The organism is Bacillus sp. BB081, assembly GCF_008368895.1.
In the GTDB taxonomy this organism is placed as follows: Bacteria; Bacillota; Bacilli; order Bacillales; family Bacillaceae_G; genus Bacillus_A; species Bacillus_A wiedmannii.
Map to the genome: position 1 here is coordinate 41799 of NZ_QOZX01000044.1, position 16912 is coordinate 58710.

Genomic DNA, 16912 nt, shown 5'->3' on the forward strand with positions numbered 1-16912 from the left:
TTCACTTTATTAGTTCAATTGTTTCCGTAACTTTTATACTATCTTTTACCGATTGAACAATCGTGCAATTTTTCACTGCAAGTTGTAGTGCCTTATCCAATTGCTCTTCTGTAATGTTTTGTGCTTTAATTTTATAGTGCAAATGAACACTTTCAACTGGTTTTGATAAAGCTTCACTTCTACCAATTTCCGTTTCAATTGTAAACGTATCGTATGTAATACGTTTCTTTTCTAAAATTGTTCGAAAGACAATTGCACTACATCCTGCGATAGAAGAAACGAGTAATTGTAACGGTGAATACCCATTTTCTTTTCCAATCGCTAATGGACCATACGATAAATCTGCCTCTATACCATCATGCTTAATTTTTATTTTCATACTTCGCTTCCATCTCCACTTTCATCGGTTTCTTCCGTTTCTTACTCATATAATAATATATATAGCAGAAAATGATAAATGGAATACCACAGTATAACGCCATTCTTTGTTCTGGAATAAACGCCAAACTAATAACAACGATGCTATTTGTAATTAAGGCTAAAATAGGAACAATTGGATATAACGGTGTTCTATACTTTAAGTCCTCTAACTTTCCTCCACCTTTTATATACTGACTTCTAAAGCGAAGTTGAGATAGAGCAATAATGATCCAACTTGAAACAGCCGATAAACCAGCTATAGATAATAAGTACATGTATACTGTATCTTCTGCAAGGAAGCTTGTGAATAAAGATAACCCTGCTACCGCAATCGTTACGACTAGCGCTGTAATTGGAATACCTCGTTTATTTACTTTCTTGAAAGATGTTGGTGCCATTCCTTCATTTGCAAGTGACCATAATATACGAGTTGCCGCATATAATCCTGAATTCGCTACAGATAGTAACGCTGTAATAATAACGAAGTTCATAATATCAGCTGCGTATGGAATACCGATTTTATCAAATACGACTACGAATGGACTTTCAATTACCCCTGCTTCTTTCCAAGAAATTAACCCTACTAAAATCGTCATTGTTAAAATGAAGAATAACATAATGCGCCATACTGTATTACGAATTGCACGTGGAATTGTTTTTTCTGGATTTTCACTTTCTCCCGCTGCAATCCCGATTAACTCTGTTCCTTGGAATGAGAAGTTAACCGTAATCATTGTAAGTAATACGGCAGCTAGTCCATTCGGGAACAATCCACCATCGCTTACAAAGTTAGAGAAAAGAGGTGCTGCTTCTTTTCCGTCATATGATATAAACCCTAATAATGCACCACCACCAAGAACAACAAACGCAAGAATTGTCACTACTTTAATACTAGAGAACCAAAATTCTAATTCAGCATAACTTTTCGCCGAAATTGCGTTTGACGCATATAGAATAACGCCGAATACGAGACACCATACCCAAACATCAACATTTGGAAACCATCTTTTCATCATTAAACCGATTGATGTTAACTCTAAACCTACTGTCACTGCCCAGCCAAGCCAATATAGCCAGCCGATCATAAAGCCCGTTCCTGGTCCAATAAACTTCGTCGCATACTTTTGGAAAGAACCTGAAACTGGCATCGCTACCGTTAACTCTCCAAGACAAAGCATTGTTAAATACATAATAAATCCGCCTACTAAATATGAAAGGATGGCTCCCCCTGGTCCAGCCTGATTAATGGTGTAACCTGAACCTAAGAAAAAACCAGTTCCGATTACACCACCTAGTGCGATCATAAATAAATGTCTACTCTTCATCGTACGATGTAATTTCTCATTCGTTGGTTGCTGCATCTGAATCCTCCCCCTACCGATACCCCTATATCTTGTTAAAATTTTCTGATAATAAAAATATACACGAAAGCGATTACAATTTCTATATAAAATTAAAACTTTTCTGATAAAATAATATAAAAAATCGAATTATCGCGAGATTTATATTCTAATTAGAGGAAAATAAGGAGAAACAAGGAAAAACCCTTACATATATTGTAAGAGTTAACGGTGTTCTAATCTTCTCGATAAAATTGATAAACTATAATTTACGATAAAGTACATACAGGCTACTACTATAAACGTTGGAATCATATAATTTACATTCTGCCCGCTAATAATTTGAGCATTATGCATAAGCTCTGGCAGTGATATAACAACTGCTAATGATGTATCTTTCAGCAATGAAATAAACTGACTAACAAGCGGCGGGACCATTCTTCTTAATGCTTGTGGTAAAATAATGTGCCAAAGCGCTTGAACATACGTTAATCCTGAAGATCTTGCAGCCTCAATCTGTCCTTTTTCAATAGATAATAAACCACTTCGAACAATTTCAGATATCATTGCTGCTTCAAATATTGTTAAAGCAACAATTGTAGCTGTTATAATTTCTAATTTCAAGCCTGCTTCTGGAAGCGCAAAATATGTGAAAAATATAATTAAAAGTAGTGGTAAGTTTCGAATCACTTCAACGATAATTCCTAATACTTGTGAGACGACAGGGATTTTCATGTAGCGCAATATCCCTATTATACTACCAATAATAAAGCTGAGTACAATTGCTACAAGCGCTACCTCTAACGTTATAAGTAATCCTTTTAATAAAAACAGAATATGATCTCCTGTAATTGCTCCCTTAAAATCCATTTACGCCGCCTCCTTTGCTAAGCGTTTTTCTAAATAACGCACTAGCATACTGAGCGGAATTGTTAATATTAAATAAAACATCCCGACAAATATATAGACGTCGAACGTAACCAATGTCTTCGTTGAAATTAAGTCTCCTTGATACATTAAATCCGTACCAGCGATAATTCCGAGTATGGAAGAGTTTTTTACTAAATTGAGAAATTGATTTCCTAGAGGAGGAATTACGATTTTCATCGCTTGGGGTAAAACGATATGGTACATTGCTTGCGTATAAGTCAATCCTGAGGAACGTGCTGCTTCCATTTGACCTTTTGCGACTGATAAAATACCAGCGCGAATAACTTCCGCAATAAACGCTGCCGTATATACGGTAAGCGTAACTGTTCCTGCTACAAACCCATTTAAAGTAATTCCTATTACAGGTAAAGCAAAATAGAATATAAATGCAATTAATACGAGTGGAATATTTCTTACAAACTCCACAAAAGCTGACCCTATCCAATTTAAAATACGAATCGGTGCAATACGCATTACAGCCAAAATTACTCCTAAAATAAAGCTTCCTATTAATGCAATTACACTAGACATAACTGTATACTTAAAGCCTTCTACATACATATCAATATTATTCGTTAATATAGAAAAATCAGGCACATATTCTCCCCTCTTTCTTTACAAGAAGAGGATGAGCATCCCTCATCCTCTCACTGTTACTATTCACTAGAAATAAAGCCCCACTAATTAAAGTTTCACTTTACTTCTCTTGTTTTTGTCCAATCCATTTTTCATACAATTTATCGTATTCCCCATTCGCTTTCATATCTTTTAGTAAGCTATTAATCTCTTTTGTCAAATCATCTGCACCTTTTTGCACTGCAATTCCGTATGGTTCATCCGTGAAAATTTTCCCTACAACTTCATAATTTGAATCTTGTTTTGCCATGCCGTAAAGAATTGCATTATCTGTCGTTAAAACATCGCCTTTCCCTGCTTTTAACGCCGTAAATGCCTCACTGTAATTTTCAAATTCTAATACAGTCGCTTCTGGTGACTTTTGACGAATATTATTTGTAGACGTTGAACCTTTTACAGCTAACACTTTCACACCCTTTTTCACATCATCAATACTTTTAATATCGCTCCCTTTTTTCACAAGTAACGATTGTCCCGCTTTAAAATATACATCTGAAAAATCCACTTCTTTTTTACGTTCTTCTGTAATTGTCATTGTTGCGATAATTGCATCAATATCACCATTTTTCAGTAGTGGAATACGTGTTTTAGACGTTACTTCTTTTAATTCTAGTTTCTTTTCATCTCCAAAAATCTTTTTTGCAAGTGCTTTCGCGACATCAACATCAAATCCTTCTACCTGCCCAGTGGAAGGATTTTTTAATCCGAATAAGTTCGTATCATTCTTCACTCCAACTACTAATTTCCCGCGCTTCTTAATTTGCTCCACAGCTCCGCCTTGCTTCGTATTCGTTTCTTTCGCCTCATCTTTTTTACTTCCGCATCCAGCAACGACAAGTACGAATAAACATGAAAATACGATTAACATAAACAACTTTTTCATTTTAAGCATAAAACTCCCCCTTTAATGATTTAACACTCTTCTTAAAAATAGACGAGCTCTTTCTTGTTCAGGACTTGCAAAGAATTGTACTGGCGTTGTATCCTCAATAATTTTGCCATCATCCATAAATAAAATTCGATCTGCTACTTCTCTCGCAAATCCCATCTCATGCGTGACGACGACCATCGTCATCCCTTCTTTAGCTAGCTTTTTCATAACATCAAGTACTTCCCCAATCATCTCTGGATCAAGAGCAGACGTAGGCTCATCGAATAGCATAATTTCCGGCTGCATCGCGAGTCCTCTAGCAATTGCTACCCTTTGCTGTTGTCCTCCGGATAATTGATGTGGATATACACCTGCCTTCTCCGGGATTCCTACTTTCTCTAAATAAAACATCGCTGTTTTCTCTGCTTCTTCTTTTGAAATTTTATTTACTTTGATCGGTGCTAGTGTAATATTTTGAAGAACTGTTTTATGCGGGTATAAATAAAAATGCTGAAAAACCATCCCAATATTTCGGCGTAATTCATTCATATCTGTTTTTGCATTGTGTACCTCTGTATTTTGTACAATTAATTCTCCATCTGTAATTGACTCTAGCTGGTTTATACACCGAAGTAATGTACTTTTTCCTGATCCCGAAGGCCCAACAACTACTACCACTTCACCTTTTTTCACTTGCACATTAATATCTTTTAGCACTTGAAAGTTGCCATAATATTTATTTACGTTACGAAACTCTATCAACATACTCCCCCCTTCCTCTAACAAAGCATGTACATTCTTTTTATATTCAAAAATAGGCAAAAAAATAACTACCTGCCTCATTTTGCCCATAAAAAAAAGCAAAGGGATTTTCCCTTTGCTTTTTCATTTCTATTCCATTAAGATACTTCTTCTTTCTTATCTTTCCCGTATTCATGCTCCCAAAAATCAGCATTTTTAATTCCTAATGGCCCTGGATCGAATACTGGATCTTTTCCTTCTTTTTTTTGCTTTTCATAATCCTTTAATGCGACTAATGCAGGTTTTTGTAATAATAAAATCGCAATGATATTTACCCATGCCATAATTCCTACACCAATGTCACCTAAAGCCCAAGCTGTTGCTGCTGTTTTTATACAGCCGTAGAATACAGCTCCTAAAAATACAAATCTTAGTACCATAGACAGCCAAGGACGGTCTTTATCACGATTTAAGTACGCGATATTCGTTTCTGCAATGTAGTAATACGCCATAATTGTTGTAAATGCAAAGAATAGTAACGAGATTGCAACGAAAGCGTTTCCAAATCCAGGAAAAACAGATTCTACCGCTGCCTGTGTATATCCCGGTCCCGGCTGAGCACCATCTAATTTATTTACGATAAAGTTTTTTCCGCTTGCATCAAATACGTTATACATGCCTGTAATAATCATCATAAATGCTGTTGCTGAACAAACAAATAATGTATCAATGTAAACGGAAAATGCTTGCACTAAACCTTGTTTAGCTGGATGTGATACTTCCGCAGCAGCTGCTGCATGTGGTCCAGTTCCTTGCCCTGCTTCATTGGAATAAATACCACGTTTTACTCCCCAAGAAATTGCTAAACCGATAATACCACCGAAAGCCGCCTCTAATGCAAAAGCACTTCTTATAATTAACATAAATGCTTCTGGCAACTTTTCAATATTCATAGCAACAATAACGCAAGCTACTAAAATATAACCAACTGCCATAAACGGTACGACAACTTGTGCCACGTTAACAATTCGCTTTACTCCACCGAAGATGATAAGAGCTAATACAACAACTAATAAAGCCCCTGATACGGTAGTGTTAATTCCAAAAGCTGTTTCTAAACTTACAGCAATACTATTCGCTTGCACACCTGGCAATAAAAGCCCCGTTGCAAGAATTGTCGCTGCAACGAATACTAATGCATACCATTTCACACCTAAACCTTTTTCAATGTAATAAGCAGGTCCACCACGAAACTGCCCTTGATGTTTCGTCTTATATATTTGTGCTAATGTAGATTCTACATAAGCTGATCCTGCTCCTAAAAAGGCCACTGCCCACATCCAAAATACAGCTCCTGGTCCACCGAATGCAACCGCTGTTGCTACCCCAGCTATATTCCCTGTCCCAACGCGCCCTGATAACGAAAGTGCTAACGCTTGGAATGAAGAAACACCAGCCTCTGATTTTTCACCTTGAAATGTCAGCTTCACCATTTCGCCTACATGCCTTACTTGTAAAAACCTCGTTCGAATGGAAAAATATAAACCTACTCCTAAACATAAATAAACAAGTGCTGGACTCCAAACAATATTATTTAACCAATTTACGAAAGCTTCCAACATTCCCCCTCCTTCTTTATAAAGAATATTCAGAATATATATAAAATTATAAGTGTATACCGAATCTATAACAATATTATTTTAATAAAACAAACATATTTTTGTATAAAAAAACAAAGCATACATTTATTCTGTATACTTTGTTTTCACAAAAATGTATTATATATTCACAATTGCTTCTCTTTTTATAATTCTTTCATATAGCTCTTCTGATAATTCTCGGAAGTTATCTGGCATATCTTTCCCTTTAAACTTCTTTTGAAGCGTACCGTATAAACCAATATCACGTAGACGTAAGAACAACGGTAACGATTCATACCAACTATCCGCTAGTCTGTGCTCATACTCATAGCCTTTTCGTAACACTTGTAGCTGTTTCCGAGCAAACTTTGTCTTCTCTTCCGCTGTCCACGGTGTAAATAGAACAGAGTAATAGAGAACCATCGCTAAATCATGTATAAAGTAATTATAAGCTGCATCATCAAAATCAAAGATTGTTAGCTCTTTTCCATCATAATGAAAATTACCTGGATGAATATCACCGTGCATAAGGCCGAACGTTTCTCTTTCAATGGGAAGAGCCTTTATTTCATCCATTAATACAGCAGCAATCTCTTTCACTTTCTCATCTTCTAATTCATTAACAATCCCGCTCTCATCTTCTTCCCACGTATCACGATAATCTGTTTTAGGATAGTTCATTGTTAGGCGATGTAGTTGGCCAATGGCTTTTCCCCATGCTTCAAAGTAAGCATCTCCCCAATAAGGTGATTCTTTTCCTTTTACTTGCTCACCTTTTGCATATGTAAATAAGGAAGCGAAAAAGAAAGTTCCATCCTCTGCTCCTATTTCTTCTACAAGATTTTGAGATGCTGAGTAAAGAGGTCCTGCTACCTTTGCTCCGTTTTCCGCAACATAACGTAAAAAATCTAGTTCAGCCTCTACCTCTTGTTTAGAGCGATGCGAAGAATGCGTTAAACGTAATACATAGTCTTCATCATTATCACTCTTCGCCTTAAAAATATAATTCTCAAAATCTCCAAGTGGCTTTTTTTCCACTGTTACACGAAACAAACTCGTTGCTCTTTTTAAAACTCCTTTTGTAAAAACACGTTCTACAGCTATTTCCATATGTAATCCCTCCTATATATCTTCTTAATTCGACACAAATGTTAGAAGTACTGCTATGAAGTTGAATAATGCGTGGGCAATCATAGCTGATAAAATAGAATTTGTTTTCTCATATAACCATGCAAATACTACCCCACTCAAAAAATTAACCGGCAATGTGTTATATGTAGGAATATGGACAACGGTAAATATTGTGGAACTTATAAACATACCGCCCCATATACCATATCTATCACGAAAAAATGTATAAAAAACACCTCGATATAAAATCTCTTCATAGATTGGTGATATAACCGCTGCTCCAATTACCGCAATACAGAACGAATATATTGATTTATCATTTTTAACTGTCTCCGTCTTACTGTTTTCAAAAGAAATACCCATTTTCTCCATTATCACTAATACAGCAATACTAACTCCAATTAAGAGAATAGCCGCTCCAACTGTCCATAAGAAATCTTTCCATGAAAGCTTCCGAATTCCGATATCTTTCCACGAGAGTTTATATCTTTTTATACAAAAAAGATAAACTACGGTAGTAAATATCACTGCCATTATAAGTCCCATTAATACTCCAGCATATAATGAGTTACCTATTATTTTTAAAGCATAATCATAAAAAAGAGATTCAACTGTTACTGGAACAATAATGAATACAAACACAAATAAATATAAGATTTCTTTCCATCCCCACATATTCCTTAAAGTCATCTATCTCATCCCCTATATCCTATTTTCTATAGTATAAAAGGTGACGTAACGTAACTTTCAAGCTTTTTTACCCAAAAATAATCCAAGCGTAATTTTATAAAAAAAGAAAAAACTTAACATAAATGATTTCGATGAAAAGGAGATGGAAAGTATGGCCGAACAGAAGAGTTCACAACAAGATAATAGCAAAAAGCATATGTTCTCATCACTCCTATATAGCCTCTATTCAATCTGGCATAAATATTAGGAGTACTTCTATGAATACTATAAAAAATCTAAAAACAAAAAAGGTTGATTCACTAAATCAACCTTTACACTATTAAAAGTTCTATTTATCAATTCTTCATCAATTAATTCTCGTATATAACATTTATTTTTATTTCTCTTCACCTTTTGCCTGCATTGAATTGAAAGTCCAATTTAATTTTAATGAATCTCCTTGAAATACATTTTGCTCTTCATCGTTATCTACAAATGTGAACATTACGTAGAAAGTATCATCATCACCAGGAGCAAGTCCATTTCCTTCTCGGTCTACCACACCTTTTTGTACAAGATCAGGAATACTTCCATTTTGTGTTGCTACCTTTAATTCAGACAATGTAGTAGACCAAATTGGAACTTCATTTTTATCCAAATTCCACAAGAAATCAACACGGATATGCTCACCAAAATCAGCATTTCCATTATCCCCTTTCGCATCGATTACACTGTAATCTGTCAGGAGTTTTACATCTCCTATTGCTAAGGTTCCTTTGTTAACTAATTGAAAACCGCGCTCCATTTCATCACCTGGTTTCAGATTGTTGACATTAATAACAACTTCAGGATTTACACTCAAATCTAAAGTACCCGCTGCAAACGTGTTTTGTGATACTTCCTTATCACTGAAATACGCATATGTTCCCCCGCCAATTAAAGATAAGCCCAATGCTGCAGTTACAACGCTCATACCAAGTTTTTTCTTCATACCCATTTCACAAGTCCCCCTATTTTTAAAGTTCAAACTACAAACCTAATTTCCATCCCACAAACAATACTAATTAACCAACTACCTTGTCCCATAACGAAAGCGAGCTACCTTTAAGCTAATTACTTCATGTACCCAAACAACTATTACTTTTAAAATAACCGGTAATGTTACCGTATATCATTACCGGTTATTTGTTAGCCAATCTCATTTCATTTAATATTCATTGTCTGATTGCATTATTTACTCTAGAAGTTTGTCCACTTATTTTTTTGGTTCTAAGCCAATAGAGCGTAAGATTTTATCTAATGTCACTGGCCCTACATTTTCTTTCGGTTTCTGATTTTCTTTAGCATCTGGGCCCTTTTTCAAGAAGTTTTTCTCAATAAAACGAATATCTGTTTCATCTACAACACCATCTTGATTTATATCTCCATCTTTTACAGATACTTTTCCTTTTCCATACGATAAAGCTGCTATTCTAGCATCTTGAATATCTACCATTTTATCGCCGTTTACATCACCTGCAAGGTTATCATCCATGTCAGCTCTAAAGTTTTGTCCCACTAATTCCCCATCCTGCATTTTCCCTATTTTTGTTGTTAATTTACTATTTAAATGACCTGGCATTTCTACGAAAATATCATATTCTTTATCGCTTACTGGAACACTATGAATTTCAAATTGTCCGTTATCACCAATCGTTCCTGTATATTTCTTTCCATCCTTGCCAACTGCGTACACTTTTGCTCCTAGTTTTGTATAGTCTTTCTTACCTAAATACCCATCTTCATTCAAGAAAGCTTCGGGACCAATATATCCTGTAACCGTTGAATGTTTCGAAACAATAGCAAAAGATTTATCTTTAAACACAGGAATCTCATTGCCTTCTGTTGCACCAACTTTTGTATAAGAGAACTTATCTACTCCAAATGCAGTTAAATCATTAAAGTATTCATCGCTCGTCATCTCGAATGTAACATCTAAAAATGGTGTATCACCATCCAATCCTTTAAATTCTTTTCCTTCCAATGACGCGCCAACTTTCACCTTGTTTTCCCAAGCTCCTTCTTCACTTACCTTCGGATCTTCTAATTTAAGGTTCAGTCCATGTTGTTTTACATATTCCGTAAGTGCTGGATTTGGTTTCACATCTGTAAATTTAAAGAGCTGCTTGTAATAAGGAATTTCAAATGTACCTGACATAAGCTGTTTTACATTATTGAGATTCAAAGTTAACGTAATTTTTTCACCTAATTTTATTTTATCTTTGTCATAACTTGGAACAGCGTATTCTGTCCCTTCTTTTACAAAGACATAATCTTTATACCCAGTTGCCATATTCCCTGCAGTGGCAAGGTCATATCCAAATAATCTTAAATTTAACGGCTCATTTATTTCCTCTGGAAGTACTCCAAATTTAAAATCACCATTTGCTTGAATTGTATTCAACCAACCTGATGGGAAGGCTGAGTTTTGATAATATACAATTTGATTCGCTTTTTGATCATACTGCAAGCCTTTTGCTTTTAATGCATCTACTGTAGAATCATAAATATTACCATGCACCCATAATGCACGTTGGCCGTCTTCTTCTTTAAACATAGAATCATTTACTTCGTGTATACCAGGTTGTACATCCTTAAATTTCATTTCCGGTATAACATTATCAATGATAATGCTATCGCCTTTTGTATACGATTTTCCTTCCTTATCATATCCAACGAAGTTCAATTCGTAATCTCCATCAGGCAACATAACAGGTTTATCCCCAATTGGATGAGCTGGATCTCCTGTAAATGGAAGTACATACCCTCCCATACCAGAAAACATCATATATTCAACATTCGGTGTTAGACTACTTGCATCAAGTGTACCAACGACTCCTAATGCCTTCCCTGTCTTTCGGTCCTTCACAACTGCATCAATAGTTTCAAGAGGACTATTTACCTTAAATGTCAAAGGCGAACTTGGTCTCTCCATAAATGGGTGGAATTTAGATGCGTCTGTTGCCATTGCATCTCTCAGTAAATCTACAGACGCAATCCCTTTTTCCGTGAATTTAACTGCAAATGGCACTTGATATACTTCTTTTTCGTTGTTTTTATTTGTAATATGAATATAGCCCTCATATCTACCAAATTCAGCGTTTTCTGGAATAATAATTTCAGGGCTAATTTCCTCTGATGTACCAGGAGCTGCTTTAATAGAATCCGGTACGTTTAGCTTCACACCATTCTTTGCTGCATCTTGCACACCTACACTTGTAGGTGAAAACTCTACTTCTAATTTGAACTCTTTTCCGTCTGTTTTACTATTGTTCTTAATTAGGACTTTTCGACTATCTTTAATTGGCTCATTCCCCAATTGATTTTTATACCCGAATGCAATAGAACCTGTTTTTTCTTCAATTTCTACTTCTTCATCATTTACAACGTTTGATGTTTTATCGATAACCTCAATAGATGTATCTGCATGAACTGCACGATATGCATCAATTCGTCCTGAGCCCACCTCAAATACAGAACGCTCTTCTTTTAAGTCAACTGCGGTATTCATAAGTGCTTCTTTTACTTCAAATGGACTATAACTTGGATGTTCTTGTAAAATGAGTGCTGCTACCCCAGCAGTATGAGGAGTTGCCATAGATGTACCTGACATACGTCCATACGCTACCGGATAATTTTCTCCATCCTTTGGATCATTAATATATTCAGGAACAGTTGAGAAAATAGACACACCTGGTGCTACAATATCCGGCTTAATATCATCTGTTATAGTTGCAGGACCACGGGAGCTGAAATCAGCTAAGTGATCTCCCTCTGTTTTTACATTACTAAGTTCTCCAAACGCTAACGCAACATCTCCTTGTACAGCTTTTGCTTGCAATTTCTCACCATCTACTTTTGTTAAGCGGAACGATGGGATAGATGAAGTACTTTCCCCAAGATAACTTGTAATTTCCCCATCTACATTGTTGTATACAATTACCGCCTTTGCGCCTGCTTCCTTCGCATTTTTAATTTTTTCATCAAATGTAATCTCACCGCGTTGGATAAGAGCTAACTTCCCTTTTACATCTTTCCCTGTAAAATCACCTAATTTCCCAAGCCCTGCATATACAACCGATAAAGATTGACCTTTCAAATCTTCAATCTTATCAGTAAAGCTTTTTCCAAGTATCATCATCTTATCCACATGTAAATCACCTGCATCAGCGGAAAACGTTGAGATAGTCATCGCAGCGTCACTTGCTCCAACTGTAATTGGAAGTGCTGCTGCACTAGGTGATCCAATGGTACCTTCTCCCGGACCACTATTACCTGCTGCTACTACTGTAACTACACCAGCTAACATCGCATTGTTCACTGCAACAGAAGTTGGATATAAAGGATCATTAATAGACGCACCTAGTGATAAATTAATAACATCCATATCGTCTTTCACTGCTTTATCAATCGCAGCAAGAATACCGCTTGTTTGCCCACTTCCATATGGACCTAATACGCGATATGAATATAAGTCTACATCTGGAGCAACGCCCTTCACTGCATAATCCACATTATTCTGTTTGTCTGCAGCAATTGTTCCAGCTACATGTGTACCATGGGATGTATAATATGCACTTCCATCATAAATCTCAGGATATCCTCCAGAATTTTGCCAATCCTTATACGTTGTCTCCATTGGATCAGCATCATTATTAACAAAGTCCCATCCTTTTATTGAGTTCGGGTCTATTTTACTTGGATCCTCACCTTGCTTTGCACGATATCCTTTATATGCATCTTTCAAATCCGGGTGGTTGTAATCAATACCTGTGTCTAGTACACCTACCTTAATTCCTTTACCTGTTATTTTTTCAGCATGCAGCTTGTCCACACCAATTTGTGGTACACTATCTGCCATTTTTGGTTCAACAGCAGTCTTAGCTGTTTCTTTCGGCAAATCAATTTTAACTTCATGATCTTCCCATACGCGCTTAACGATACCGGTACGAACTAAGTCTTCAATCATATTCGCTGGTAAAGACATCGCTACACCATTAAAAGCATTCTTATATTCTCTTATTATTTTTGCAGATTTTAAATTTGTGCCTTTCTCTTTATTCTTTTGAAGCTGTTCAAGCTCTGCTTTAAATCCTTTATGTGATGCCCCTACCTTTTGTTCCGCATTTGAAAGAGCTACCTTTTTCCCTTTAGCCGCTTGTTTTAATACCTCAATTTTGCTAGGCGCTTGCTTAAATTCTATAATCACATTCACATTATTAGGACTTGCTGTATTGATACCTGGCGAAATAACAAAACCTGGTTTTGTATCTAACGTTTTTAAGGCATTACGTTGTTCCTTTGTAAGGCCTTTTAAGATAGCATTTGCATCATCAATTCCAGTTAAAGTAGATGTATTTACCTCTTCCGCTAATACGTTATATGGAATTCCTTGAGACAATAACATTCCAACTGTTAACGTTCCAATAAGAATCTTTCCAAATTTCCCTCGTTTCATATTGCATCTCCCCATTATTAATATTATTTTTTGAAACAAATTGATTCTTAAATTCCCATGTAGCATTGGAAACTCTATCAATCTCAATCTTTTGTATCATGAAAGATTTCCAACGCCACTACCATCCCCATACCTCATATAGCTAACCACTCACTTTACTCTTTCTATAAGAGCCCCCCATCATTTATTTCCAATAAAAGATTTTCACAAAATAAATTATTAACAAGATTAAAATGTAATTCTGTTTTTATTATTTCACATTTTGATTATTCTGAAAATTGAACAAAAGGAGTATCTTTTCTCTAAGGATTCTATGCCTACATAGTACAAAAGAACTATCTTGTCCTTTATTCTTTGTGATACAAAATAAAGCGATAAGATAGTTCTTTGATAGATTTCTTATTTAATCTAACGGAACCAATTGATTTCGAACTGCATAAATCACTGCTTGCGATCGACTTTTCACATTTAGTTTTTTAAAAATTTTATTGATGTGAATTTTAACTGTTTTATCACTAATATATAAAACTTCAGCAATTTCTTTATTACTAAGTCCTTTTACTAGTTCAAAGAGAATTTCCTTTTCACGTTCTGTCAGTTCATTTTCATTTGATTCTACTTTCATTTTTTGCTGATGATATGTAATTAATTTTTTAGTCATACGCGGATGAATAACTGAATCGCCTCGATATAACATTCGAATTGCTGCTACTACCTGCTCTGATGAGGAATCCTTCAATAAATAACCATCAGCACCGGCCTGAAGTGCATCCATTAAATACTCATCATGTTCATACATTGTAAACACAAGTACTCGGCAACTCGGATAATTTTTTTTCACTAACTCTGTAGCTTCAATCCCATTTTTCCCTGGCAGGTTAATATCCATCAAAATACAATCTGGTCCGCATTCTTCTACTTTTCCCAATACTTCATCCCCAGAGCTAGCTTCTCCAACCACTTTCATATCAGATTCATCCTCTAGTATGCTCCGAATTGCATCCCGTAAAAAAGCATGATCATCTACTACTAATATTTTAATCATTTTACGCACCCCTTGTTTGTGAATCTGGAATTAACAGTGTAATTTCTGTCCCTTTTCCTACAGAACTATCAATCTGTAAAGTAGCCCCTAATTGGTCAGCTTGTTCATTCATATGTAATATACCATAATGTGGCTCATTCTTCGTTTTAACCATAGACTCAAATAGTGAAAAGCCAACTCCATTATCCTTAACCCTTAAAAGCACGTGTTCACTTTGATAGCTGAGTAAAACATCAGCCTTTTTTGCCTGTGCATGTTTTACAATGTTTTGCAAACTCTCTTGTAATGTATCAAATATAACTCTTTCTTTTGAAAAACTAAGCGCACGTGCATGACCTCTTTCATGATAGGTAATGTCTAGTTCATATTCTTGTTTTAAAGATTTTATTTTACTTGCTATTGCCTGCTTAAGGCCTAATTGTTGTGTCGGATATGGTTTTAAAGCATAAATAGAATAGCGAACTTCTCCTAGACTTCCTCTTAAATCTTTTATGCTTTTCTCAACTACTTGCTGCATATCTTTTGGTTTATCACGGTATTTTTTCTGCGCGGATTCTAGTTGGAATATTACCCCCGCTAATGTTTGCGCAATACCATCGTGAATTTCACGGGCGATCCTATTTCTTTCCTCTAAGATCATTCTTTTTTCCTGTTCAGAAATCAATATCTTTGTTTTAACAACGTTAGCTAATTGGTTAGAAAATGTAGCTAACGACTGTACATCTTCCGGAAAGAAACCCGCATTTCTACTTTTCCCTGCAACAAACATTCCGACTAGTTCATCATTTACTATAAGAGGAAAATATACAAGTGAGCGTATAACACTATCAAATATTTCATCTCCAGGAGCCGTACCAATTTTCCAATCATTAAATACAAGATTTTTAGGAAGTTCCTCAAACGCCCTATACTTTTCTGAATCATCAGATATATCCGAGCGCACTTTCCCATCTTTCAACAGAATATTCCAATTCCCATCATCTTTTGTCCATATTACATATGCTTGTATGCCAAAAAAACCTTTAAGTGCTTGTTTAATATGTTTCAATTTTCCTCCGGTTAATCCTCGACTAATTTCGGTCGTAATAAGAAACAACTCATATAATCGTTCCTTCTCTATCCTTATCCGTACAGAAAAAGAACTAATAACTGAAGCTGCTACAAGTGGAAAAAAGAAAAACAGTACTGTAATTTCGTGTACTTCCACACTATATGTACTAATTAATACGTGCATCAGTGCCGCATAAGAGAAACCAAAAGTTTCGCAAAGAAATACCGTTACAGTTTTTTTATACCACTGATAGATTGAATATGGCTGTGGAAGAAGTATCATTAACAAATCGTAAAAGCGGTTGTTGAAAAAACAAAAAAGCACGCAAAATAATAACAAAGATATTAAATTTTCATATAGAACTGACATATCCATCTTGTTAATTAATAAAGACACACATTTATTTGAAAACCATTCCGCCAAGAGCAAACTAAGCGCATGCTGAGTACTATTAAATAACATTCTTTGTATCGGTGAACGACGATGCAGGTGAATAATTAGCGTTACGAGTACAAGAGCAATAATAGTTATATGGATTCCAAACTGCCAACTCATAGCGTAGATTATCGGAAAAGTAAGCGAGCTAGTTCCTCTCCAAAATCTTACAGGGAAATACTCTGCAATCCCCATAAATATTAACAACAATATTAGTATTGTTGGATGAGAAGGGATTTTAATTTCAAGTAAAGATATAGTTATAGTAACCAAACCAAGAAAAGAAATAAAATAAAGATAAGAACTAGCAATCTTTTCTCTCATAAAGATAGAATTTACATCCTTCAAAACAACCCCTTCTTTCTTTATAAAGACTTCATTTTCCCTATTATCCAATAAAAAACCGGCACTGGCAAAATGAAAGAACATCCACTAGCCAATCACCGGCTGTGTACTGTACCTAAAAAGGCAAGACACAATACTAGTATTATAAATCGCTTTTCTTA

The 16912-nt window shown here is 35.5% G+C and carries 13 protein-coding genes; all 13 read right to left on the reverse strand.

Going from position 1 to position 16912, the window contains the following annotated elements; translation table 11 throughout:
* Nucleotide 1: 1 nt before the first annotated feature.
* The 13 genes from DN394_RS19560 to DN394_RS19625 all read right to left on the reverse strand — a co-directional run bounded on the left by DN394_RS19560 (nucleotide 2) and on the right by DN394_RS19625 (nucleotide 16754).
* On the reverse strand, nucleotides 2–379 hold the full coding sequence (locus DN394_RS19560) for an OsmC family protein (protein ID WP_060486998.1): 378 nt from the start codon (nucleotides 377–379) through the stop codon (nucleotides 2–4).
* Nucleotides 363–1781 carry an amino acid permease gene (locus DN394_RS19565; protein ID WP_046953813.1) on the reverse strand — a complete coding sequence of 473 codons (1419 nt, stop codon included), beginning with the start codon at nucleotides 1779–1781 and terminating at the stop codon, nucleotides 363–365. The genes DN394_RS19560 and DN394_RS19565 overlap by 17 nt, the downstream gene beginning before the upstream one ends.
* Before the next feature lie 204 nt (nucleotides 1782–1985).
* Nucleotides 1986–2630, reverse strand: coding sequence for an amino acid ABC transporter permease (locus DN394_RS19570; RefSeq protein WP_097917705.1), 645 nt, complete (start codon nucleotides 2628–2630; stop codon nucleotides 1986–1988).
* Nucleotides 2631–3287: an amino acid ABC transporter permease gene (locus DN394_RS19575; protein ID WP_097917706.1), complete on the reverse strand. Its 657-nt coding sequence runs from the start codon at nucleotides 3285–3287 to the stop codon at nucleotides 2631–2633. It lies immediately after the preceding gene.
* 100 nt (nucleotides 3288–3387) lie between these two features.
* Nucleotides 3388–4218 carry a glutamine ABC transporter substrate-binding protein GlnH gene (gene glnH / locus DN394_RS19580; protein WP_097917707.1) on the reverse strand — a complete coding sequence of 277 codons (831 nt, stop codon included), beginning with the start codon at nucleotides 4216–4218 and terminating at the stop codon, nucleotides 3388–3390.
* Between the two features lie 12 nt (nucleotides 4219–4230).
* Complete coding sequence (locus DN394_RS19585; protein WP_098953494.1) at nucleotides 4231–5040, reverse strand: amino acid ABC transporter ATP-binding protein; 810 nt, start codon at nucleotides 5038–5040, stop codon at nucleotides 4231–4233.
* A gap of 56 nt (nucleotides 5041–5096) precedes the next feature.
* Complete coding sequence (locus DN394_RS19595) at nucleotides 5097–6557, reverse strand: alanine/glycine:cation symporter family protein (RefSeq protein ID WP_098953483.1); 1461 nt, start codon at nucleotides 6555–6557, stop codon at nucleotides 5097–5099.
* 159 nt (nucleotides 6558–6716) lie between these two features.
* On the reverse strand, nucleotides 6717–7688 hold the full coding sequence (locus DN394_RS19600; RefSeq protein ID WP_149294151.1) for a phosphotransferase enzyme family protein: 972 nt from the start codon (nucleotides 7686–7688) through the stop codon (nucleotides 6717–6719).
* Between the two features lie 24 nt (nucleotides 7689–7712).
* Nucleotides 7713–8399 carry a CPBP family intramembrane glutamic endopeptidase gene (locus tag DN394_RS19605; protein ID WP_149294152.1) on the reverse strand — a complete coding sequence of 229 codons (687 nt, stop codon included), beginning with the start codon at nucleotides 8397–8399 and terminating at the stop codon, nucleotides 7713–7715.
* A 376-nt stretch (nucleotides 8400–8775) separates the two neighbouring features.
* The gene (locus DN394_RS19610) at nucleotides 8776–9375 is read right to left on the reverse strand and encodes a TasA family protein (protein WP_098086013.1); all 600 of its coding nucleotides are present in this window, start codon (nucleotides 9373–9375) and stop codon (nucleotides 8776–8778) included.
* A 258-nt stretch (nucleotides 9376–9633) separates the two neighbouring features.
* On the reverse strand, nucleotides 9634–13875 hold the full coding sequence (locus DN394_RS19615) for a S8 family serine peptidase (RefSeq protein WP_149294153.1): 4242 nt from the start codon (nucleotides 13873–13875) through the stop codon (nucleotides 9634–9636).
* Nucleotides 13876–14278: 403 nt separating this feature from the next.
* A complete protein-coding gene (locus tag DN394_RS19620) occupies nucleotides 14279–14920 on the reverse strand; it encodes a response regulator (RefSeq protein WP_029437449.1) in 642 nt (213 codons plus the stop codon).
* 1 nt (nucleotide 14921) lies between these two features.
* On the reverse strand, nucleotides 14922–16754 hold the full coding sequence (locus tag DN394_RS19625; protein WP_097917763.1) for a GAF domain-containing sensor histidine kinase: 1833 nt from the start codon (nucleotides 16752–16754) through the stop codon (nucleotides 14922–14924).
* Nucleotides 16755–16912 lie beyond the last annotated feature (158 nt).

Coding starts and splice junctions, on each gene's coding strand:
- DN394_RS19560 (WP_060486998.1), bottom strand. CDS start 379: ATGAAAATAAAAATTAAGCATGATGGTATAGAGGCAGATTTATCGTAT.
- DN394_RS19565 (WP_046953813.1), bottom strand. CDS start 1,781: ATGCAGCAACCAACGAATGAGAAATTACATCGTACGATGAAGAGTAGA.
- DN394_RS19570 (WP_097917705.1), bottom strand. CDS start 2,630: ATGGATTTTAAGGGAGCAATTACAGGAGATCATATTCTGTTTTTATTA.
- glnH (WP_097917707.1), bottom strand. CDS start 4,218: ATGCTTAAAATGAAAAAGTTGTTTATGTTAATCGTATTTTCATGTTTA.
- DN394_RS19585 (WP_098953494.1), bottom strand. CDS start 5,040: ATGAGGCAGGTAGTTATTTTTTTGCCTATTTTTGAATATAAAAAGAAT.
- DN394_RS19600 (WP_149294151.1), bottom strand. CDS start 7,688: ATGGAAATAGCTGTAGAACGTGTTTTTACAAAAGGAGTTTTAAAAAGA.
- DN394_RS19605 (WP_149294152.1), bottom strand. CDS start 8,399: ATGACTTTAAGGAATATGTGGGGATGGAAAGAAATCTTATATTTATTT.
- DN394_RS19610 (WP_098086013.1), bottom strand. CDS start 9,375: ATGGGTATGAAGAAAAAACTTGGTATGAGCGTTGTAACTGCAGCATTG.
- DN394_RS19615 (WP_149294153.1), bottom strand. CDS start 13,875: ATGAAACGAGGGAAATTTGGAAAGATTCTTATTGGAACGTTAACAGTT.
- DN394_RS19620 (WP_029437449.1), bottom strand. CDS start 14,920: ATGATTAAAATATTAGTAGTAGATGATCATGCTTTTTTACGGGATGCA.